Origin of the sequence: Pseudomonas sp. GM30 (assembly GCF_000282275.2) — a bacterium.
Lineage (GTDB): Bacteria > Pseudomonadota > Gammaproteobacteria > Pseudomonadales > Pseudomonadaceae > Aquipseudomonas.
Genome location: NZ_AKJP02000030.1, coordinates 86,007 through 107,965, shown reverse-complemented (window position 1 = coordinate 107,965; position 21,959 = coordinate 86,007). Strand labels below are relative to the sequence as shown.

Sequence of the window (21,959 nt, the reverse complement as noted above, 5' to 3'; positions counted from 1 at the left end):
ATCATGAATCCAAAGGAAAACTACCTGCATGAGTTCTTCAGGATCTTCTTCGCCAACAAGCAATTGGTGAAACGGGTCTTCCTGATCTTTGCAGTCATCGCGTTGCTACTGCCGCTGGTGCTCAAACAGAGCTTCGATATCACCGCCCAGGTGATCGTGCAGTCGAAAAAACTCTCCCAGGGTGACGCCACCACGTCACTGACGGTCGATAACGCCACCTTCATTCCGCCGTCGCTGGCGGACATGGAAACCGAAAGCAACATCCTCCGGTCGCCGGCGCTGATCCGCCAGACCATCAGCGAGCTGCGCGACAAGGGCGAGTACAACCCGCCGGTGGGCGTGTTCGCCAAACTGGTGAGCGAACCGTTCCGCCGGTATGTCACGTCGCCGCTGCGGCAGTACCTGATCAATCCGCTGCGCAACATGCTCGGGCTGCAAACCGATCCGGTGCGTGACACCGTGCTCGACGGCCTCACGCAAGATGCGATCAACAGCCTGAAGATCGAGACCCTGCCCGGTTCCAACGTGATCTCGATCGTCTACAGCTTCCCCGATCCGCATCAGGGCACGACGTTCGTCGCCACCCTGCTGCAAAACTATCTGGGTAGCCGTCAAGCGCTGCAATCGATCGACCTGCCGCAGTCTTTCTACGAAACCAAGAAGCACCTGTATCAGGTGCGACTCGACGGGCTGGAAGGCAATCGGCAAGCGCTGCTGGAAAGTGTTGCTTCGTCCGATCCGAAGGAAGAAATCACCTTCCGCCTGAACGCGATCAACACCGAAGAGCAAGCCCTGAACCTGTACCAGGATCGTCTGCTACAGAGCCAGCGCTGGCTCGAATACCTGAAAACCGCGCTGACCGCTGCCAGCAGCAACAAGCTCAACGATTACACCTTCCCCTTCACCTTCACCACCACCGTCGATAACGTGGCGTTCGAGGATCGGGAAATCAAACAGTTGGGCGAGCAACTGACCACCCAGGTCAGCCGCTACATGAATGACCTCGCGGTGTTCCAGCCCGGCAGTGAGCCGATGCTGCTGACCCGCGAGCAGATTGCCCGCACCCGCCAGCAGTTCCTCAAAGTGGTGAGCAACCGCATTCAGGAACGCACCAACGACCTGGCCGTGGTGCAACAGGTGATCGATCAGAAAACCGCGCGCATCGCCGAGTTCAAGAACCGCATCCACACCTTGCAGCAGACCCAGAGCAAGCTGCGGCAGATGGACACGGAAATCGACGCACTGCACACGGCGTTTTCGACCTACGCTCAGCGCTTTGCCGAAAGCAGCACCGCCGGTTCGCTCAACGATGACCTGTCGAACGCCAAGGTGCTCAGCCCGCCGTTCGAGCCGACAGAGCCAGCGTTCCCCAAACCGCTGCTGATCATCCCGTTCGGACTGTTCACCGGCCTGCTGCTGGCGATTGCCCTGGTCTATGTGCGTGAGTTCTTCGATCACCGCTTCAAGCATCCGGCGCAAATCACCCACGAACTGGGCCTGCCAGTGTTGCTGGTGATCAACGACGAGAACGTGCTGCCGAGCAATCCGCACAAGAACTGGACCGTGCCAAGCTTCGTGCACTGGGTGCGCAATTGAACACGCCCTCCACCCCGAATGCCGCGCTGCCGATCATTCATTTGCTCAGCAGCGGCGGCTTCTATGGGGCCGAGCGCATGTTGCTCGATCACTGCCTGGCGACACCGGGGCAGCACCAGGTGCTGTTCCTCGATGCACCGCCGGCGTTGATCGCGCGCTTTCGCGCGGCCGGGGTGGACTGCCGTGGCTGCTCCGGGCTCGGCGAGTTGTTGCGCCACCTGCGGGCCCGGCGCAGCGAACGGCCGCTGATCAACACGCACAATTTCAAAGGGCTGTTGTTCGGTTGGGTCGCGGCGACGCTGTTGCGTTTGCCGCTGGTCATTACTCAACACGGCTTCACCCCGCGCAGCCGCAAACAGAAGTTCTACACCTGGTTGAGTCTGCAGTTGTGCCGCACCGCGTCGGTGGATCGGGTGGTGTGCGTGGCCGAAAGCATCGCTGTGCTGCATCGTCAGGCCAGCGTGCAGGCGGAAAAACTCCAGGTGATTCCCAACGGATTGCCCGCCGCCGACGCGCTGATCAGCACCACTGACAGCCAGCGCTGGCTGGCCGGTTACGTCGGACGCCTGAGCAGCGAGAAAGGCCCGGACCTGTTTCTCGATGCGCTGATTCCGCTGTGTCACCAGCATCCGCAACTGGATGCAGTGATGCTCGGCGACGGCCCGGAGCGCGAAGTGCTGCAAGCGCGAATCGACGCCGCCGATCTGACCCAGCGGATTCGTCTGCCCGGTTACCAGACCGCCATGCAGCCGTGGTGGCAGCAACTGGATGCGCTGGTGATCAGCTCACGCACCGAAGGCACACCGATGATTCTGCTTGAAGCGATGCAGGCCGGCGTACCGGTGGTGGCGTTCGCCGTCGGTGGCATTCCCGATGTGCTCGAGCACCGACATAACGGTCTGCTGGCGACACCCGCCGACAGCGCCGACCTCGCCCGTCAGCTCGACAACCTGCTGAGCGAGCCGAAGCTGGCCCGGCATTTGTGCGACAACGCAAAGCGTACGCAACAGGATCGCTACGACCTCAAGGCCCTGGCCGAACGCTGGTCGCAGCTGTACATCCGCACGGCACGGGAGGCACGCGCATGATTTTCCCGCTCTCGATCGTCACGCTGCTCGGCATGGTCTGCATCGGTCTGCTCGCCAGCCCCTATCCGTTTCTGGCACCCGGCGCGGTCATTGGTCTGGTGGGTTTCACGGTGTTGTATCGCAAGCCGACCTGGGGCCTGCTGGGCATTGCCGCGCTGGTGCCGTTCGAGGGTTTCTTCAAGGACAGCGCGCTGTCCGGAAGCAAACTGATCGGCGCTTCGCTGGCAGTGATCCTGATGCTGCAACTGGCCATGCACCAGATTCCGTCCGAGCGTCTGCGCAGCAATATCTGGCGGTTTCTGCTGTGGTTTCTGGTGCTGTATTTCCTCAGTCTGCTCAACACCGATGACTTGGGCATGTCGCTGGGGCATCTGCGTGAACTGAGCGTCGGCCTGATCCTGTTTGTCATCACCCTGCTGATCGGCCGCGAACTGAACCTCGACCTGTTCGCCCGTCTGGTGACCCTGAGTGTCAGCGCCACCTGTGCCATGGCGATGTTCTCGACCAAATTCCAGGATCAGGGGCGTGCCGCCGGGCTGCTGGAAGACCCCAACGCCTTCGCGCTGCTGATCGCCTTCGCCATTCCGCTGGCGCTGCTGCTGGTGATTCGCGGGCCGAATCTGCTGCATCGGTTGTTCTGGGGCGCTTGCTGCCTGTTGCTGCTGGGCGGCATGACCAAGACCGAGTCGCGCTCGGGGCTGGTGGTGGTGGCCTTGAGTCTGTTGATCGGCTGCTGGCACTACCGCACGCAACTGACCCGCATTCGTCCACGGCACCTGGGCTTTGCCATGCTCGGCGCGGCCATCGTGATTCCGCTGGCGATCTACGCAATGCCCGCCGGTTACCTCGCGCGCATTCAGTCCCTGAGCGTGTTGAGCGCCGGGGCCAAGGGCCACGATGACGAATCCCTCGGCCGCCGCGCCTCGTACATCGTGGTCGGCGGGCAGATGATCCGCGAGAACCCGCTGCTTGGCTCCGGCCCCGGCACCTTCCCGTTGCACTACGCGACCACTGGCTACGCCAAGGCGTTTTCCGCCAACCGCAAGATCGGCGACCTGTACCGCCGTGCCCACAACACCTACCTGGAAATCTTCAGTGAACTGGGGATTCCCGCCGGCCTGCTGTTTGTCGGCATGCTCGGTCTCGGCCTGTACAACCTGATCCGCGCGCGCGCCGCGTGGATGCTGCGGCGCGACTGGCAACAGGCGGACCTGATGACCCACCTCGGGGTGAGCTTCCTGTCGCTGACCCTGTTCCTGATGTTCCTCAGCGCACCGAACCAGAAATACCTGTGGATCATGCTCGCGCTGACCAGTGTGCTGCGCCTCAAGGCCGAACAGGCGCCACTGACCGAGGCCAGAACATGAGCCGGATCAGCATCATCATCCCGATGTACAACGAGGCCCGGCACATCGGCCGCACGCTGCTGGCGGCTCAAAAAGCCGCACATGCGGCCGATGTCGACTGCGAGTTGATCGTGGTCGACAACGGTTCGAGCGACGACGGCCCGCACATCGCCCGCCAGTTCGGCGCGCAAGTGCTGGTGCTGCCAGGCCTGCTGATTGGTGCGCTGCGCAATCGCGGCGCGCTGCTGGCAAGCGGCGAGTGGATCGCGTTTATCGATGCCGACGTCGAAATGCCCGAAGACTGGCTCAAGCCCTTGTTCGAACTGCAAGCCGAGGGTCAGGCCGACGTCTTCGGTCTCGACCTGCACACCCCCGCTGCCGCGCCGTGGTACGCCGCTGCCTGGCAGCGGCGCACGCTGCGCCCGTCGAGTCAGGCATCGCACCCGGTGGACTGGCTGCCCAGCTCCAACCTGCTGATGCGCCGGCGCTGGTTCGAGAAGGTCGGTGGCTTCAACGAACACCTGCGCACTGGCGAAGACAAGGAATTCACTCTGCGCCTGCGCGACAACGGCGCCGTATTGCTCTCGATCAACAACAACGTCGCCCTGCACTGGGGCTACGAGATGAACTGGCGCGAGTGGATGGGCAAGGAAATGTGGCGTCAGGGCAGTCATCTGCAACTGCTGCGCACTCACGGTTTCAGCCTGCGCTTGCTGCGCTTTCCGCTGCTGTCGATTGCGGTGTGGATTCTCGATTTTCTGGCGATTTCAGCGTTGCTCGACGGCTTCCCGCATCACGCCGCGTTCATGGTCGCGTTGACCCTCCTGCCGGGGCTGGTGCTGAGCGTGCGGCAGAGTATCAAACACCACGACATCGGCCTGACCCTGCAACTGTGGGGCCTGCACTGGCTGCGTCTGCACCTGGCCGGGGCGGCGTTCATTCTCAGTCTGTGTCATTGGAACGCCAGGAGGCCTGCCCGTGGCTGAATTCATTTTCTGGCTGTGCCTGCTGCTGCCGGCGTACGCCTATCTGGGTTACCCGCTGCTGCTGACCGTGCTGGCGCCGCTGTTCCCGGCCTGGCGCCACAGCCCGGCACCGCCGCTGAACATCAGCATCGTGATCGCCGCGCACAACGAGGCGCGGCACATCGAGCACAAGTTGCGCACGCTGCTGGCACAGGATTATCAGCCGGCGACGCTGCAGATCATCCTTGCCAGCGACGGCTCCACTGACGACACCGTGGCCTGCGCGCACAAGGTGGTCGATGCGCGCATCACCGTGCTCGACCTGCCGCGCCAGGGCAAAGCCGCGACGCTGAATGCCGGCGTGGCGCTGGCGACTGGCGATATTCTGGTGTTCACCGACGCCGACAACCAATGGTCGCGAGAAACCCTCGGCTACCTGCTCGCTCCGCTGAGTGACCCGAGCGTCGGCGCCTGCGCCGGGCACATGGTGATTCCGGTGACCGGCGGCGGCTTGAGCGTCGGCGATAGCCTGTACCGGCATTACGAAGGCTGGCTGCGCCGGGTCGAGAACCGCACCGGTTGCATGGTCTCGGCCGACGGCGCCCTGCTCGCCCTGCGCCGCGAGCTGTTCCAGAGCGTGCCGGCGGAGGTCAACGACGACTTCTTTCTCAGCACCTGTGCACCGGTGGCGTTCAAGCGCATTGTGTACGTGCCCGAGGCGCAAGTGATCGACCACGGTGTCGACGAAGCGGACAAACAGTTCCGCCGCCGTCAACGCGTCACCGTCGGTGGCCTGCAAAGCCTCGCCCAGCGCAGTGAGCTGCTCAACCCACTCAAACATGGCCTGTATTCGATTGCGCTGATCAGCCACAAGCTGATCCGGCGCCTGGCACCGATCCTCCTGCTGCCGTTGCTGCTGAGCAATTTCTGGCTGTGGGACGACCACGGTTTCTATCGACTGGCCCTGATCGCCCAACTGTTCGGCTACGCCGTGGCGATTGCCGGACTGCTGGATTCACAACACCGGTTACCCAAACCGTTCCGCCTGGCGGCTTTCCTGCTGGTGACACTGGCAGGCATGAGCATCGGCCTGTGGCAGTTCCTGCGCGGCCACCGTTACGCCCAGTGGAACCCTGAACAAAACCGTTGAGAGGAGCGAAGCCATGGCGATCAAACAACTGATAAAACGCACCAGTGGCTGGCTTTACCTCAACTCCTCCGTGGGACGAAACCAGTTGCACGGTGCCGGAGTGATCCTGATGTTGCACCGGGTGCTGGCCAACGACCGCGCCGCCGACCTGCCGCACCGCAATGAGCTGTGTGTCGGGCCGAAAGCCTTCGAACACCTGCTGGTGTGGCTACGCCGGCACTTCGATTGCGTGCCGCTGATGGACATCCTGACGCCCACTTCCCTGCGCAGCGAACGCCCACGGGTGGCGCTGACCTTCGACGACGGCTGGCGCGACAACGCGGTCAATGCGTTCCCGCTGCTGCAAAAACACCAGGTGCCGGCGAGTATTTTTCTCTCCACCGATTTCATCGGCAGCCGTCAGCGCTTCTGGTGGGAAACCCTCGGCGAAACCCTGTGGGGCAGCCACGGCGAAAAGGCCCGCATGCACTTGATCGAATGCCTGCACGCGATTCATCACCCGGTGCCGGTGCTGGTCGACGACATCGACGTCGACCGCCGCAGCCTGTCGCTGCTGCATTACCTGCAAGGCCTGAAAACCCTTGAACCGGCGATGCTCGAACGCCTCACCGACGAATGTCCGCCCGAAGCGCAGCCCCAAGCGCTGGACTGGCATCAGGTGCGCGCGATGGAAGCTTCCGGGCTGGTGCGTTTCGGCCCGCACGGCGCCAGCCACGCGATCCTCACTGAACTGGACGATGTGCGCCTGAGCGAAGAAATCAGCCGCAGCCGCGATGCCTTGTACAACGGCTGCAACCGGCCGCTGCCAGTGTATTGCTACCCCAACGGCAACAACGACGAGCGCGTGCGCAAGCAGATTGCCGCGCACGATTACCCGTTCGCCCTGGGCACCGGCACCGGCATCTATCGCGGCGAAGGTGACCCACTGAACCTGCCGCGCTTCGGCGTCAGCCAGCGCACCGCGCGCAATCCCGAGTTGTTGTCGTGGCGCATCTTTCGCGGAAACCGGCCATGAGCCGCAGCCATTACCTCAAGCACCTGGCGCTGAGCATGGGCACCAAACTGGCGATGATCGCCCTGCGTTTGCTGCGCAACGTGTTGCTGGCGCGGATCCTCGGCCCCAGTGAACGCGGGTTGTTCGCGCTGCTCAGCACCTTGCCCGATCTGATCAGCGCCGCCACCAGTGGCGGTTTGAACTCGGCCGTGGGCTATCAGGCCGCCAAACAACGGCCCATGGGCCTGCTGCTGAGTCAGGTGCTGGTGTTCGGTTGCCTGCTCGCCGGTCTGCTGACCCTGCTGGTGGTGGCGCTGGTGCGCGAGTTCGGCAGTGAACTGGATGTCACCGTGCAGCTCGGTCTGCTGGCGTGGCTGTTGCTGCTGGCGGTGCCGCTGACGGTGCTGAAAAGCGGCCTGCTGACTCTGCACAACGCCTCCGGCGGCGTGGTCGCGTTCAACGCCTTGCGCCTGACCGAATCACTGGCGCCACTGCTGCTGTTTCTCGCGCTGTTCTGGATGTGGAAAAGCGCGGCGCTGGAAGCGGCGCTGATCAGTTGGCTGGCCGGGATCAGCCTGGTGGTGCTGGCCGGTTGGGTCTGGCTGAAACGCGCACAACCGCTGCAGTTGCAGTGGGATCGCGCCAGCCAGAACGAACTGCTGCGCTACAGCGCCCGCAGCCATCCGGACCTGCTGTTCCAGCAAGTGATTCTGCGCTCGGATTACCTGTTCATCGGCGCCCTGCTCGGCAGCACCGCGCTGGGTCATTACGCGATGGCCAGCGCCGCCGCCGAACTGCTGCTGATCGTGCCGGAAGCAGTGACCACGCCGCTGATGAAACGCCTACTGCAACAGGACGAAGGCATGGACAAGGTCACTCCGCTGGCCCTGCGCCTGACCGCCACGGTGATGCTCGGCGCATGCCTGAGCATGGCAGTGATCGGCAACTGGCTGATCGTCACCCTGTTCGGCATCGCCTACCAACCGGCGTATCCGGCGCTGCTCGCCTTGCTGCCGGGGCTGCTCGGCCTGTGCTACGCGAGCATCCTGCGCCTGGACCTGCTGGGAAAAAACCGCCCCGGCACTGTGTCGTTGCTGATGGGCCTCGGCGCCCTGCTCAATCTGGCGCTGAACCTGGTGTTGATTCCGGATTACGGCATCGTCGGCGCAGCAGCGGCTTCGTCGATTGCCTATCTGGCCGTGACGGTGGCGATGCTGGTGTTGTACTGCCGTTTGAGCGGCGTGGCGTTCTGGCAAACCCTGATCATCCTGCCCAGCGACATCGCGCCGCTGTGGCAGATGCTGCAACGGAAGGCCGCATGAAACGCCTGGTCCTGCTGCTCGGTCTCGGCCTGTCGCTGGACGCCTTTGCCGCGTCGATGCGCTGGGGCGAGATCCGCGACGGCAGCCTGTACCTGCAAACCGATCGCCCGGACAGCGTGACGGTGCGCTGGACCCCGGCGTGGCAGGCCGACGCCAACGAAGAGCATCTGTACCTACTCGATGGCCGGGGCAAGTTGCAGGGCGAGCGCTGGATCAAGACCAGCGAAACCCGTGGCAGCCAGAGCTGGCCGTTGTTGCCGAGCGCCGCCAGTTATCGTCTGGAAATTCCCGGCTACAGCTTCCGCAATTATCGGGTCGAACACGATGAGCACACGGTAGCGCTGTTCGAGCCGGCCAAGGTGCATTTCAGCGCGCAGACGCAGAACGGCGACGAGTTGTATTTCAAGGTGGCGCCGGGGGAACACGCGGTGCTCGCCGGCAAGTTCCATGGCGGAGTGAACGCTCTGCAAGCGCAACGGTTCGGCGACGATAAGCCACTGACGTTAACGCTCAAACCCTATCGCGCCTATTGGCAGTTCGATCAACTGGCGTTGCCGGTCAGCGAGCGCGAACAGGTCTGGCGCCTGCGTCTGCAAGGCAGCGGCAAAGCGGCGTTCTGGCTCGACGGCACGGCCAATCGGTTTGCGCAAACTCCGCAGCAACTCAAACCTGTGCGCGAAGAGACCGGCCAGATCCACCTGACCCTGCACGACAAAATCCTTGGCCGCACCCCGGATCTGGGCATCGCCCTCCCCTACGTGATGCCGCCCGCCGCCAGCCATGCGGTGCTGGATGCGCTGAAACCCACCGCCGCCAGCTACTACAGTTTTGTCGATGTCACGGCGAAGAATCCGCACTTCGAAGACGCGTTCCGCCAGGCTTATCAGGAGCGCTTCGGCATCCGTCAGGACATCACCCTGCTCGCCGGCAGCCAGCGTCAGGCCGATCTGCGCGCCGACGTGCAAAGCAATGGCGGGCTCGACGCGTGGCTGGCCGGTACCCGCGCCTTGGGCGGTAAAGGCACGCACTACATCGGTTTTGCTGATGAGCCGAACCTCAACTATTCGAGCTTCGAACAATACCGGGCGATTTTCGCCAGCATGGCCAGACAGGTGCGCAGTGATCCGGCGAATGCCAGGGCCGGGGTGCGCATCGCCATGCCGGCCAGTTCACGGCTGGTCAACGGGCCGTTTGCCGATAACGCGGCAGACAAGCGCGGCATCGACTGGGCGCGGCGCCTGCTCGGCGAATCCGCCGAGCAGATCGACGCACTGGCGTGGCACGAATGGATGATCCGCGACCTGCTCGCCACCCGGGTCTACCGCGACAGCGTGCGCCGCGCCGCCGAACTGGTCGGCCTCGATGGCCACGGCCAGCCGCGCAAGGCCTTGCTGCTGGATCAGACCAATATGTCCAGCGGCTCCAGCCTCAGCCCCTACGATCAGGAAACCCACTACGCCTCGCTGTGGTGGGCCTCGGTGGTGATCAACGCTTCGCAGGACGGCTTGCTGACGATGCTCAACTGGTTTCAGGCCGCCGACGAGCCGCAGTACCCCAAGGGCATGATCCGGGTTTTGGGCGCTGAGCGTTTCGAGCTGAAACCGGTGGGTCTGGCCCAGCAGTTCATCGCTCAGCATTGGCTGCACCAAGTACTGTGGCTGGAGAACGATGCGTTTGAAGTCGATGTGCTGGCGATGGCCGGTGACGACCAGCGTGGCCTGCTCGGCGTGAACAAAGGCACGCGGTTGCAGCGTGTCGACCTGAGCGGCGCCAGATGCCCGCTGAACAGCGGCGCGTTGCGTTACTTCGGCGCAGACAACCGCAGCCGCGACGCGCCGTTTGCCTGCCGCGACGGACGCGTCAGCTTCGAGTTGCCGGGGGAAACCCTGTTCGCCCTGAGCTGGAGCGCGTCATGAACCCCAATTTCAGACAATGCATGGCGAAAACAAAATTGTGGCGAGGGAGCTTGCTCCCGCCGGGCTGCGAAGCGGCCCCAATACTTGCGCCCCCATTGGCGACTGCTGCGCAGCCGAGCGGGAGCAAGCTCCCTCGCCACAGTCGTTCGCCCTGCGATATCGCCGGAGTACAGAACATGGGTACCGTCAGCAAACTCAGCCAGCACATCAAACAAAAAGGCCTGCGCGCCACCCTCGCCAAGGCGTGGAAGCACTACGTGTTTTTCCATCAGGAATTGCTGTGGATGGAGCGCGATCTGGTCAGTCCGGTACCACCGCACAGCCTCAAACCGTATCCGCCACTGCGGGTGGTGAAGATCACCGCCGACAACGCCAGCGCCTTCGCCCGCTACTTCGGCGACCGCGTCGGGACCATGGCCGAGCTGGCCAACGAAGGCCACACCGGGCACATGCACCTGGACGATCAGGGCGATGCCGTGGCGTTCATCTGGGGCAGCGCGCGGGACTATTTCGACCGGCATTACTACGGCTGCCTGTTCCCGGTGAAACCCGGCGAGTTCTTCGAATTCGGCGGCGAACTGACCCGTGCCTACTGGGGCAGCGAACTGTCGGTGGACCTGCAACTGGAACTGTGGAAAGCCATGGCCGCCCAAGGCTGCGACAAGGTGGTGGACGTCTGCGAGTTCCACAACATCCCGGCGCTCAAGCTGCACCTGCGCATGGGATACACCGAGCAAGGCCGGATCATGAACGTCTACACCCTGTTCGGGCGCTGGCGCTTCTACCGCGAAACCCGCTACAGCGGTTCGCGACTGGATGCGCTGCGCAAACCGTCCCGTCCACCTGTCACAGCCACGGCGGCCTGAGCCCATGACGGCGCGATTCGAATGGCGCACTTCACTGTGCGCGGCCGACTTCCCGGCAGCCGCCTATGAAGCGCTGCGCCTGCGGGTGACGGATCACACACCGTTCAACCACCTGGGCTGGTTGTGCGCGGCGGAGCAGGCACTGGGCGCGGGTGAGCGCCTGCACATCCTGCTCGGTTGGGATGCGGACGAATTGCGCTTGTGTCTGCCACTGGTGGCGGGCCGCGAGCGTTTTGCCGGCGTGCCATTCCGCATGCTGCATCACTTGGGCTATCCGTTGGCGGACCGGCTGGCGCTGCTGTCATTACTCAAGGGCGAAGACATGCGCGAAGCCTTGCGCCTGATCCGCCGACAGCTGCCGCACGCGCTACTGCAGCTCAACGAATTGTCCGAGCCGGCGGGTGAGGAAAGCGCCCTCACCGCATGGATGGCTCACAGTTCTGCGGGCGAACGCCGCCTCAGTTGCCGGGTGCCGGTGCATCTGATCAGCGACGCCGATCATCAGGAGGTCTCCGGCGACCCACGCTACAAGCTGCGACGCGCACGCAAACGAATTGCCGCGTGTGGCGCCCAGGTGCGGCGCATCAGCCCCGATGCGCTGAGCATGGGTCCACTGTTGCAGGCGATCAGCGAAGTCGAAGCGGTGAGCTGGAAAGGCGACGAAGGCGTGGGGATCTTTGCCAGCGAACGCAGTCGGCAATGGATCGAACGCGCCTTCACCGCCCTCGCCGGCCAGGGCCTGGTGCGGGTGGTGACGCTGGAACTCAACGGGCGTTGCATCAGCTATCGCCTCGGCTTGCTGGAGCAGGGCCGACTCTACGATTACAACCTCGCGTTCCTGCCGCAATACGCCGATCTGGGCAGCGGCCGGGTGCTGCTGGAGGAATGGATTCGCTGGGGGCTGGACGAGCATTGGCGCTGGATCGATGCCTCGCGGGTCAGCCTGGAAAACTCCAGCCACCAACTGCACGAACGCATGACCGGACAACTGGAACACTGGCGCTGGAGTTTCTATTCCTGGCGCCCCAGCGGGATCCTGTTGGGGCTTGGCTTGCGGCTCTGGCAGCGAATCAAACCATCAGTGCAGCAATGGCGGGCGCGACGCGCGGCCAAACCTGCCCCTGTGTCCACACCTGTCGCCATCACCACGGAGGGCGATCATGCCTCGCCAAGTCATAGTCAACGCTGACGATTTCGGTTTGAGCCCGAACGAAAACGCGACGATCTTCGCCGCGTTTCAGGCCGGGGTCATTAGCTCGGCCACGGCCATGGCCAACATGCCAGCGTTCGAAGCAGCCTGCGCGATGGCCCGGCATCCGTCGCTGCAAGGTCGGGTCGGGTTGCATTTCAACCTGACCTACGGGCGGCCGCTGAGCAGCTCAATCCTGCGCAGTCGCACCTTCTGCGATAGCCACGGCGTGTTCGACCTGAGCCTGCCACGGCACAGCGTTTGGCTCGGTCGCGAAGATCGCGAAGCGGTGCGTGAAGAGTTGCAGGCGCAGTGGCAGCGCTGCGTCGAGCATGGCGTGCGACCGAGCCATATCGACTCGCATCAGCACGTACACAACATCTGGCCGATCGGTGAAATCGTCGCGCGGTTTGCCGCTCAGCAAGGCGTGCCGATTCGTCTGGCGCGCAACCTGGGGCAGAACCTCAGCCTGCCCAAACGTGTGTTCAAAGGTCTGCTCAACTGGCGTTTGCAGCGTCTGGCCGCAGCGACGGCGGACTATGTGTGTACCCCGGTAGACCTGCGCAACGATCCCGCGCCGACCGACGGTGTACTGGAAATCGTTGCCCACCCCAATCAGCACGGGAGCGATTTCGGGGATGCCTACCTCAATCCCGGAGAATCCCTGAGCCGCGTGCTAGAGCAGCGGCTGCCGGGCGTTCCACGGGTTTCCTACGCCGATCTGAACAAGGATTTTCTACGCGGTGCCGCGGCACTCGATCGACCTACATAACTTGCAATACTTTCGAAGATGGCACTTCGAAACGGCGTTGCAGGTGTGATCTATACCCACAAAAGCAACATCCACCACACCGGGCCTCGGCCACGGAGGGCAACATGAGTGTTATCGAAAAACTGCGCGAACGCATTCGTCAAAAAGGCCTCGGCCGTCTCTTCGCCACCCTGTGGAAACGCTACGTGTTCTTCCACTGGGAACTGCTGTGGATGGAGCGCGATCTGGTCTCCCCGGTGCCACCGCACAAGCTGCGTCCGTACGAAGGTTTGCGCAAAGTCGATATCACCCAGCTCAACACTGGCGCCTTCGCCAAACACTTCGGCGACCGCGTCGAGACCATGGCCGAACTCGCCGCCGAAGGCCACACCGGGCACATGTACCTGGATGCCGACGGCCACGCGGTGGCGTTCATCTGGGGCAGTATTCGTGACTATCACGATCGTCACTATTACGGCTGCTGGTTCCCGGTCAAACCGGGCGAGTTCTTCGAGTTCGGCGGCGAAATGGCCCGGCCGTATTTCGGCACCAGCCTGTCGGTGGACGTGCAAGTCGCGCTGTGGGAAGCGATGGCCGCCCAAGGCTGCGACAAAGTCGTCGACGTCTGCGAAACCCACAACATCCCGGCACTGAAACTGCACATCCGCATGGGCTACCACGAACAGGGCCGCGTCACCCACGTCTACGGCCTGTTCGGCCGCTGGCGCTTCTACCGCGAAACCCGCTACGACGGCTCACGCCTGGAACCCCTGCGCAAACCCGGGCGGCCGGTGGTGAGTGCGACGGCGCAGGCTTGATCAATCGTTAGAGGTGTGGCGGCCATTTGGCCGCCTTCGCGAGCAGGCTCGCTCCTACAGTGGATTTGTGTACGACACCGATCAAATGTAGGAGTGAGCCTGCTCGCGATGAGGCAGGTAGCTGTTCGCTATGTTTTGTGCGTAACACAGGACTTTGCCCACACCCGAAAAAGAATCGCCCTCCTGACCTAAAGGCTATGCCTGACTGTTGCCAATGGCGTGATCAAGTAAATTGGCGCAAAAACACAAGGGAGCAGAACGTTGAGCCACAAACTCATCAGCCTGGAGTTGCCGTCATTACTCGTAGATGTCGCGGCCATTCGTGAATATCTGAAACAAGTGCTAAGCGATGACGACGATGAAGAGTTGCTTCGAGCCATCGGCTATGTGGCAGAGGCTTGCTCGAACATTCAGAAGGGTCAAACGGGCAAAGTTGGTTCAGATTCTTTCAGCCAGACTTGAGACCTTATCGACGCCTTCGCTGGCAAGCCAGCTCCCACAGGGTGTTGTGCAAGACCCAAAAACCTGTGGGAGTCTGGCTTGCCAGCGATGAGGCCGGTTGCAGCGATGGAAAGCTTCAGGCCTTGCTGGCGACAAGGGTAAAGCACAGCGGCATCTGCGCTGGCTGATTCAGGTACTGGTCGTACACCTCTTCCCGGTTCGAATGTGCATATTCCCTGAAATGCGCGATGTTCAGGCCGGCGGCGATGGCACCGCTGAAAATGGCGCCGAGGGTGTGCACGAACCAGTAGGACTTGGCAGCCAGCTGCTCGACCTTGCCGACGTAGACGATCGGTTCTTCCTGCACGAATGGCTCGGCGCGGAAGTAGGAGCTGGCGAGGCGGTACGGGTCTTCGGCGTCGGGGTCGACCATTTCCAGAAACGGATGGGTTTCGTAGATCACCAGTTTGCCGCCCGGTTTGAGGGTCAGCGCGACATGGCGAAAGAACTCGCCGATGTCGGGCATCCAGTTCAGCACGCCGATGGTGATCAGTGCCACGTCGAAGCGGTTGTGCAGTGCGGCCGGCAGGTGATGGATATCGCTTTCGATGAATTCGGCGTGGTGTGGCGAGCGCTGGTTCAACTCGCGGGCCTGTTCGAGAAACGCTTCCGATTGATCGACGCCGACCACACTGCGCGCACCGAGGGCGTACAGCGACAGGCTTTCGCGGCCGTTGTTGCAACCGAGCTGAATCAGCGCTTTACCGTCGACGCCGACCTGCTCCAGCACGCCACGCAAGGTGTCGTCGAGGCAGGAGAAATCAGCCTTTGATACGTCGTTCAACAGCGCTTGCCATTCCGCCGATTCACGATGATGGCGAGCAGAATCGTTCCACGCCTGTCGATTGCTGTCGATGGCGGTTTTATTGTCGGGCACTTCCATGGCGCACTCCGGGCGATGCTCGTGATTGAGCGGCTCCGAGTCTAGAACAGCCCGATCAGGACGGTTGTTGCGACTTTGTAAGCCACACCGCCGTTCCACTGTGGGAGCGAGCTTGCTCGCGAAGGCGTCGGTTCGGCCAACATCTTCATTGCCTGAACCAACGCTTTCGCGAGCAAGCTCGCTCCTACAGTTCGAAGCGCTTACATCTGATTCAGGCGTTCGCGCAGGAATTCGACCAGTGCCTGCACCGGGCGCGAGGCCTGGCGATGCTGCGGGTACACCGCCGACAGGGTCAGCGGTTCGGGGCGGTAGTCGTCGAGCACTGGCACCAGTCGCCCGTCCTTCAGCGCCGCGCCAACGATGAACGTCGGCAGATAGGTAATCCCCATCCCCTGCACCGCCGCATCACGCAGCAGCTCGCCATTGTTCACGCGCATGCGCCCGGTGACGTTGACCAGCAGCGGCTTGCCCTGCCCCGCGTTGAAGCGCCATTGCACCGAACGACCGTGGCCATACGGCAGGCAATCGTGGCTGTGCAGGTCTTCGGGATTGAGCGGTGTGCCGCGTTCGGCCAGATACGCGGGGCTTGCACAATACACCCGTTCGATGGCGGCGATGCGTCGGGCGATCAACGTCGAGTCTTCCAGCACGCCGATGCGCAGCGCCAAGTCATAACCTTCGCCCAGCAGGTCCACCGGGCGGTCGCTCAAATCCACTTCCACGGTGACATCGCGATAGCGCTGCAGGAACAGCGGCAGCAGACACCCCAGATGCGCCACGGCAAACGACAGCGGTGCACTGACGCGAATCGTCCCGCGCGGCTCGGCGGTCTGCCCGGCGATGCCCTGCTCGACCTGTTCGACTTCGCCCAGCAGACGCAGCGCCGACTCGTAGTAGCTCTGGCCCAGTGGCGTGACGTCGAGGCGTCGGGTGGAGCGGTTCAACAAGCGCACACCGAGGCGCTCTTCGAGCTGCATCAAACGGCGGCTGACGAACTGCTTGGACAGGCCCAACTGATCGGCCGCAGCGGTGAAGCTGCCGGAGTCCATGACCTGGCAAAAAATACGCATGTCTTCGAACGGGTTCATTGTCACTCTCTGGTAGACAGTCAAACGCTTTATAGCCGCTTTTTCACTTTTCGACAGCTCATTAATCTGTGTTCACGGTTTGAAAACAGCCCGACATAACACCAATAACTTTCGAAAATGGAATTGAGCATGAACATCAAAAAAACCCTGACCGCATCCCTCCTCGCCCTGTCCATCGGCAACGCATTCGCCGCCGGCAGCCCGGGTGTCGAACACAACACCCAGGCCTTCCTCGAAGCCCTCGCCGCCGGCGGCGGCAAACCGCTGGAACAACTGAGCCCGAAGGATGCTCGTGCGGTGCTGACCGGTGCGCAAGCGTCGGTACAAGTCGACCTGTCCGGAGTTGAAGTCAGCGACAAGGCAATCAAGGTCGATGGCCAGACGATCAACCTCAAAGTGGTGCGGCCGGCCAAGGTCAAAGGTGAATTGCCGGTGTTCATGTTCTTCCACGGCGGCGGTTGGGTGTTGGGCGATTACCCGACCCACCAGCGCCTGATTCGCGATCTGGTGGTCGGCTCTGGAGCGGTCGCGGTGTACGTCGATTACACGCCGTCGCCGGAAGCACAGTACCCGACAGCGATCAACCAGGCCTATGCGGCGACCAAATGGGTGGCTGAGCATGGCAAGGACATTGGCGTCGACGGCAAGCGTCTGGCGGTGGCCGGCAACAGCGTCGGCGGCAACATGGCGGCGGTCGTGGCGCTGATGGCCAAGGAACAGCAAACCCCGGCCCTGCGCTTCCAACTGCTGATGTGGCCAGTGACCAACGCGCAGTTCGACGATGCGTCGTACCAGCAGTTTGCCGAGGGCCATTTCCTCACCAAAGGCATGATGCAGTGGTTCTGGGATAACTACACCACCAACCCGGCCGAGCGTGCGCAGATCCACGCCTCGCCGCTCAACGCCAGCAGCGAACAGCTCAAGGGCCTGCCTGCCGCGCTGATACAAACCGCCGAATTCGACGTGTTGCGTGATGAAGGCGAAGGCTACGCGCGGCATCTGGATGCGGCCGGGGTGGCGGTGACCTCGGTGCGCTACAACGGGATGATTCATGACTTTGGCTTGCTCAATCCGCTGAGTCAGATTCCCGAAGTGAAAGCGGCCATGCGCCAGGCCGCGGCGGAGCTGAAGACGCATCTGAAGTGAGGTCCCCTCCCTCGCCACACCTGACGGTGTGGCGAGTTTTTCGCCCGACCACATTCTGTGGCGAGGGAGCTTGCTCCCGCTGGGCTGCGCAGCGGCCCCAAGTTTTTGTGAGTGCTGCGCACTCAAGCGGGAGCAAGCTCCCTCGCCACAACAGCGCTCATCATCGTGGAGCACATCATGTCCTTCCTCCTCACCCACCCATTGTCCTGGAGCGCCGCCCTGCTGCTGCTCGACGCGTTGCTCTGGCACCTCGCCCCGTTCAAGCATCGCGCACCGAGAGTCGGCATTCGCCTGGCGCTGTTTCTGGCGTTCAGCGCATTGATCATCAACGCCGAGATCAGCCCGTTGCAGGCGCCGCTGTTCGCCGATGACCGGGTGATGCAACTGGGCGCGACGGTGCTGGGGATTGTCTGGTGGCTGTACGCTGCGCGGGTGCTCACCGAGGTGATCGGCCTGATCCTGATGCGGCGCATCGGCCACAGCGGTCGGCTGTTGCAGGACGTGATCGGCGCGCTGGTGTTTCTGGCGGCGATCGTCGCGGCCGCCGGCTATGTGCTGGAGCTGCCGGTCAAAGGCTTGCTGGCGACTTCCGGAGTGGTGGCGATCGTCGTCGGTCTGGCGCTGCAAAGCACCTTGAGCGACGTGTTCTCGGGGATCGTGCTCAACACCACCAAGCCGTATCAGGTCGACGATTTCGTGGTGATCGACGGTGTCGAGGGCAAGGTCATCGACATCGACTGGCGCGCCACGCACTTGCTGACCAGCAGCGGCACGCTGGCCGTGGTGCCGAACTCGGTGGCGGCCAAGGCAAAGATCGTCAATCTCAGTCGCCCGAGCAACCTGCACGGGGTCTCGATCAGCATCAAGGTGCCGAATCACATTCGCCCACGACGGGTGCTCGACGCCCTCGACCGCACCTTGCAGGGCAGCAGCAGCCTGCTGCTCAATCCGCCGCCCAAAGCCGTGTTGAAAGAGGCCGGTGAAGAGATGTCCGAATACGTTGCCAGCGGCTTCATCAGTGAACTGGGCAAGAAAGGCGAAGTGCGCAATCAACTGTTCGACCTCGCCCACCGGCATCTCGAAGCGGCAGGTATTTCCCGGCACCCTGATGGCGTGATCGAACCCTCGACCCGCGCCCGGGCGTTGCTCGATGAAGTGAAAGTTTTCCGCTCGCTGAGCCATGAAGAACGTGATCGCCTCGCCGAATCGATGGTCGCGCAGCAGTACGCGGCCGGTCAGGTGGTGCTGGATCTGGATGAAGTGCCCGACAGTCTGTTTGTCATCGCCACTGGTGTGATCAGTGCGACCGTGCCCGACGGCAACGGCCAGACCGAGGCCGGACGCATGGGGCCGAGCGAGGTCATGGGCGAACAGAGCATCCTCGCCGATACGCCGTCGCAAGCGACGTTCACCGCACTGACATCAAGCATCATCTACCGCCTCGACAAAGCCCTGACCCGCCAGTGCATGGAACAGCGCAGCGAAGTCGGCCAGGCGTTGAACAAATTGCAGGCCGTGCGACAGCAGAACAGCCGACTGGCGTTGATGGCCAAACCGGTGGCGGTGCGCAAGGGTGGTTTTCTGGGTTGGCTGCAAAAGCGCTAGCCCTGTCAAACAGGTGAACGCCGAACCTTGTGGCGAGGGAGCTTACTCCCGCTTGAGTGCGCAGCGCTCACAAGATTTCGGGGACTGCTGCGCAGCCCAGCGGGAGCAAGCTCCCTCGCCACAGAGGATGGTGGATTGCGCCACTTTTTACTGCACATGAAAATGCCCGCAATCAAGCGGGCACTTTCAGTTCAAGCAATTACTTGGCAGTGAACTTTGTGTAGCTGTTGATCAGATTGCGATAGTTCGGCAGGCGTTCGGACAGCAGATGCGCCAGGCCTTCCATGTCGTTGCGCCAGTCACCTTGCAGCTCGCACGCCACCGAGAACCAGTTCAGCAGGTGTGCACCGGCAGCCGACATCCGCGCCCACGCCGCTTGTTGCACGGTGGTGTTGAAGGTGCCGGACGAGTCGGTGACCACGAACACTTCAAAACCCTCGGCAATGGCCGACAGGGTCGGGAATGCCACGCACACGTCCGTCACCACACCGGCGATGATCAGTTGCTTGCGGCCGGTGGCCTTGATCGCTTTGACGAAGTCTTCGTTGTCCCACGCATTGATCTGGCCCGGGCGCTGAATGAACGGGGCATCGGGGAATTGCTCGCGCAGCTCAGGCACGATCGGGCCGTTGGGGCCGGCGTCGAAGCTGGTGGTGAGGATGGTCGGCAGCTTGAAGAACTTGGCGATGTCGCCCAGCGCCAGCACGTTGTTCTTGAACTCGTTGGGGGTGAAGTCCTGCACCAGCGAGATCAGACCGGTCTGGTGATCGACCAGCAGCACGACCGCATCATCTTTGTTCAGACGCTTGTAGGGAACGCTCATGGGAAACTCCTTGGATGGATGTTGCAGGAAGCGCCGTGCCGGTTGGCCGGCGCTTTTTTGTAGGGATCAGAAAGCGAAACAGGAACAGCCGAACGCGCCCCAGAAACCGGCGAAGTCGCTGACCGGTGCGGTCGACAGTCGGGCTTTTTCATGGCTGTGCGCGTGCACCGCGCAGGCACCGACGCACTGGTGCACTTGCGCCTGCAAAGGCGAGTTCGAACGCCAGTGGCCCGGCACCTTGACCACCGGCGACCAGTCCGGCAGCACGGGGATCGAGCGTGGGCCGAGGTCTTCGAAATCGCCGGCGGCGTAGACGATCTTGCCGCCGACCACGGTCAGCACCGACTCGATCCACTTGATCGCTTCTTCCTCGACGTGGAAGAAGTCCGCGCTCAGCGCCGCCAGGTCCGCCAGTTGCCCGACCTTGATCTGGCCCTTGTTGCCCTGCTCGGAGGAAAACCAGGCGCTGCCGTGGGTGAACAGTTCCAGCGCAGTGGTGCGTGGCAGTCCTTCCTCGTACAACGCCAGACCGCCGACGGTGCGGCCGCTGACCATCCAGTACAGCGAGGTCCACGGGTTGTAGCTGGACACCCGCGTGGCATCGGTGCCGGCACCCACCGGCACTCCTTCGGCGAGCATGCGTTTGATCGGTGGCGTGGCTTCGGCGGCTTTCGCGCCGTAGCGGTCGACGAAGTATTCGCCCTGGAACGCCATGCGATCCTGAATCGCGATGCCACCGCCCAGCGCCCTCACCCGCTCGATGTTCTGCGGGGTGATGGTTTCGGCGTGGTCGAAGAACCACGGCAGACCGTTGAACGGAATGTCGCGATTGACCTTCTCGAACACGTCGAGCATGCGGCTGATCGACTCGTTGTACGTGGCGTGCAAACGGAACGGCCAGCGCTGCTCGACCAGATGGCGCACCACCGGTTCCAGCTCCTGCTCCATGGTCTGCGGCAGGTCCGGGCGCGGTTCGAGGAAGTCTTCGAAGTCGGCCGCAGAGAACACCAGCATCTCGCCGGCGCCGTTGTGCCGCAGGTAATCGTCGCCCTGGTGCAACTTGACGCTGCCGGTCCAGTTCTGGAAATCGGTCAGTTCTTCTTTCGGCTTCTGGGTGAACAGGTTGTAGGCGATGCGCACGGTCAACTGGTCGTCCTTGGCCAGTTGCTCGATCACCTGATAGTCGTCGGGATAGTTCTGGAACCCCCCGCCGGCATCGATCGCGCTGGTCAGGCCGAGGCGATTGAGTTCGCGCATGAACTGGCGGGTCGAGTTGACCTGATATTCCAGCGGCAGCTTCGGCCCCTTGGCCAGCGTCGAGTACAGAATCATCGCGTTGGGTTTTGCCACCAGCATGCCGGTCGGGTTGCCGTTGGCATCACGCACGATCTCGCCGCCCGGCGGGTTCGGCGTGTCGCGGGTGTAACCGGCGACGCGCAGTGCGGCGCGGTTGAGCAGCGCGCGGTCGTACAGGTGCAGAACGAACACCGGGGTGTCCGGCGCCGCCTGGTTGAGTTCTTCAAGGGTCGGCATGCGTTTTTCGGCGAACTGGAATTCGTTCCAGCCACCGACCACACGCACCCATTGCGGAGTCGGCGTACGGTCGGCCTGTTCCTTGAGCATGCGCAGTGCATCGGCCAGCGACGGCACGCCTTCCCAACGCAGTTCGAGATTGTAGTTGAGGCCGCCACGGATCAGGTGCAGGTGCGAGTCGTTGAGGCCGGGGATCACGCAGCGCCCGTGCAGGTCGATCACTTGCGTGGCCGAACCACGCAGGGCCATGGCCTGAGTGTCGTTACCAACGACGACAAAGCGGCCGTCCTTGATCGCCACCGCACTGGCCAGCGGCTTGCTGCGGTCTACGGTATGAAATTGGCCATTGAACAGAATCAGATCGGCGTTCATCGCAGTT

19 protein-coding genes are annotated in these 21,959 nt (G+C 62.7%); 15 read left to right on the top strand and 4 right to left on the bottom strand.

What is annotated here, in order from left to right:
• Nucleotides 1–3: 3 nt before the first annotated feature.
• The 13 genes from PMI25_RS24000 to PMI25_RS23940 all read left to right on the top strand — a co-directional run bounded on the left by PMI25_RS24000 (nucleotide 4) and on the right by PMI25_RS23940 (nucleotide 14,463).
• Entirely contained in the window at nucleotides 4–1,596 is a 1,593-nt protein-coding gene (locus PMI25_RS24000; RefSeq protein ID WP_007961331.1) for a GumC family protein, read from the top strand.
• Nucleotides 1,593–2,684, top strand: a complete 1,092-nt coding sequence (locus PMI25_RS23995) for a glycosyltransferase family 4 protein (RefSeq protein WP_007961324.1) — start codon at nucleotides 1,593–1,595, stop codon at nucleotides 2,682–2,684. The genes PMI25_RS24000 and PMI25_RS23995 overlap by 4 nt, the downstream gene beginning before the upstream one ends.
• Nucleotides 2,681–4,051, top strand: coding sequence for an O-antigen ligase family protein (locus PMI25_RS23990; protein WP_007961322.1), 1,371 nt, complete (start codon nucleotides 2,681–2,683; stop codon nucleotides 4,049–4,051). Before PMI25_RS23995 ends, PMI25_RS23990 begins: the two co-directional genes overlap by 4 nt.
• Entirely contained in the window at nucleotides 4,048–5,016 is a 969-nt protein-coding gene (locus PMI25_RS23985; RefSeq protein ID WP_007961320.1) for a glycosyltransferase, read from the top strand. The genes PMI25_RS23990 and PMI25_RS23985 overlap by 4 nt, the downstream gene beginning before the upstream one ends.
• Nucleotides 5,009–6,145 carry a glycosyltransferase family 2 protein gene (locus tag PMI25_RS23980; RefSeq protein WP_007961318.1) on the top strand — a complete coding sequence of 379 codons (1,137 nt, stop codon included), beginning with the start codon at nucleotides 5,009–5,011 and terminating at the stop codon, nucleotides 6,143–6,145. The genes PMI25_RS23985 and PMI25_RS23980 overlap by 8 nt, the downstream gene beginning before the upstream one ends.
• Before the next feature lie 13 nt (nucleotides 6,146–6,158).
• Nucleotides 6,159–7,160, top strand: a complete 1,002-nt coding sequence (locus PMI25_RS23975; protein ID WP_007961316.1) for a polysaccharide deacetylase family protein — start codon at nucleotides 6,159–6,161, stop codon at nucleotides 7,158–7,160.
• Nucleotides 7,157–8,461: a lipopolysaccharide biosynthesis protein gene (locus PMI25_RS23970; protein WP_007961315.1), complete on the top strand. Its 1,305-nt coding sequence runs from the start codon at nucleotides 7,157–7,159 to the stop codon at nucleotides 8,459–8,461. Before PMI25_RS23975 ends, PMI25_RS23970 begins: the two co-directional genes overlap by 4 nt.
• Nucleotides 8,458–10,377, top strand: a complete 1,920-nt coding sequence (locus PMI25_RS23965; RefSeq protein ID WP_007961307.1) for a hypothetical protein — start codon at nucleotides 8,458–8,460, stop codon at nucleotides 10,375–10,377. The genes PMI25_RS23970 and PMI25_RS23965 overlap by 4 nt, the downstream gene beginning before the upstream one ends.
• A 176-nt stretch (nucleotides 10,378–10,553) precedes the next feature.
• Nucleotides 10,554–11,243 carry a GNAT family N-acetyltransferase gene (locus PMI25_RS23960; RefSeq protein WP_007961305.1) on the top strand — a complete coding sequence of 230 codons (690 nt, stop codon included), beginning with the start codon at nucleotides 10,554–10,556 and terminating at the stop codon, nucleotides 11,241–11,243.
• A gap of 4 nt (nucleotides 11,244–11,247) precedes the next feature.
• Nucleotides 11,248–12,432 carry a GNAT family N-acetyltransferase gene (locus PMI25_RS23955; protein ID WP_007961303.1) on the top strand — a complete coding sequence of 395 codons (1,185 nt, stop codon included), beginning with the start codon at nucleotides 11,248–11,250 and terminating at the stop codon, nucleotides 12,430–12,432.
• Nucleotides 12,404–13,204: a ChbG/HpnK family deacetylase gene (locus PMI25_RS23950; RefSeq protein ID WP_007961302.1), complete on the top strand. Its 801-nt coding sequence runs from the start codon at nucleotides 12,404–12,406 to the stop codon at nucleotides 13,202–13,204. Before PMI25_RS23955 ends, PMI25_RS23950 begins: the two co-directional genes overlap by 29 nt.
• Before the next feature lie 104 nt (nucleotides 13,205–13,308).
• Nucleotides 13,309–14,001 (top strand): GNAT family N-acetyltransferase, encoded by a 693-nt coding sequence (locus PMI25_RS23945; RefSeq protein ID WP_007961300.1) that lies wholly within the window; start codon nucleotides 13,309–13,311, stop codon nucleotides 13,999–14,001.
• Between the two features lie 261 nt (nucleotides 14,002–14,262).
• Nucleotides 14,263–14,463, top strand: coding sequence for a hypothetical protein (locus tag PMI25_RS23940; RefSeq protein WP_007961298.1), 201 nt, complete (start codon nucleotides 14,263–14,265; stop codon nucleotides 14,461–14,463).
• Nucleotides 14,464–14,578: 115 nt separating this feature from the next.
• Here PMI25_RS23940 and PMI25_RS23935 read toward each other — a convergent pair whose 3' ends face one another.
• The gene (locus PMI25_RS23935; RefSeq protein WP_007961296.1) at nucleotides 14,579–15,385 is read right to left on the bottom strand and encodes a class I SAM-dependent methyltransferase; all 807 of its coding nucleotides are present in this window, start codon (nucleotides 15,383–15,385) and stop codon (nucleotides 14,579–14,581) included.
• A 200-nt stretch (nucleotides 15,386–15,585) separates the two neighbouring features.
• Nucleotides 15,586–16,473, bottom strand: coding sequence for a LysR family transcriptional regulator (locus tag PMI25_RS23930; protein WP_007961294.1), 888 nt, complete (start codon nucleotides 16,471–16,473; stop codon nucleotides 15,586–15,588).
• 129 nt (nucleotides 16,474–16,602) lie between these two features.
• Here PMI25_RS23930 and PMI25_RS23925 point away from each other — a divergent pair, with 129 nt between their 5' ends.
• Nucleotides 16,603–17,619 (top strand): alpha/beta hydrolase, encoded by a 1,017-nt coding sequence (locus PMI25_RS23925; RefSeq protein WP_007961291.1) that lies wholly within the window; start codon nucleotides 16,603–16,605, stop codon nucleotides 17,617–17,619.
• Nucleotides 17,620–17,796: 177 nt separating this feature from the next.
• Nucleotides 17,797–19,224 carry a mechanosensitive ion channel domain-containing protein gene (locus tag PMI25_RS23920; protein WP_007961289.1) on the top strand — a complete coding sequence of 476 codons (1,428 nt, stop codon included), beginning with the start codon at nucleotides 17,797–17,799 and terminating at the stop codon, nucleotides 19,222–19,224.
• Nucleotides 19,225–19,423: 199 nt separating this feature from the next.
• Here PMI25_RS23920 and ycaC read toward each other — a convergent pair whose 3' ends face one another.
• Together ycaC and PMI25_RS23910 are read right to left on the bottom strand one after the other, a co-directional pair.
• Nucleotides 19,424–20,047, bottom strand: coding sequence for an isochorismate family cysteine hydrolase YcaC (ycaC, locus tag PMI25_RS23915; RefSeq protein WP_007961287.1), 624 nt, complete (start codon nucleotides 20,045–20,047; stop codon nucleotides 19,424–19,426).
• A 66-nt stretch (nucleotides 20,048–20,113) separates the two neighbouring features.
• Nucleotides 20,114–21,952 carry an amidohydrolase gene (locus PMI25_RS23910; protein ID WP_007961285.1) on the bottom strand — a complete coding sequence of 613 codons (1,839 nt, stop codon included), beginning with the start codon at nucleotides 21,950–21,952 and terminating at the stop codon, nucleotides 20,114–20,116.
• Between the last annotated feature and the right edge of the window lie 7 nt (nucleotides 21,953–21,959).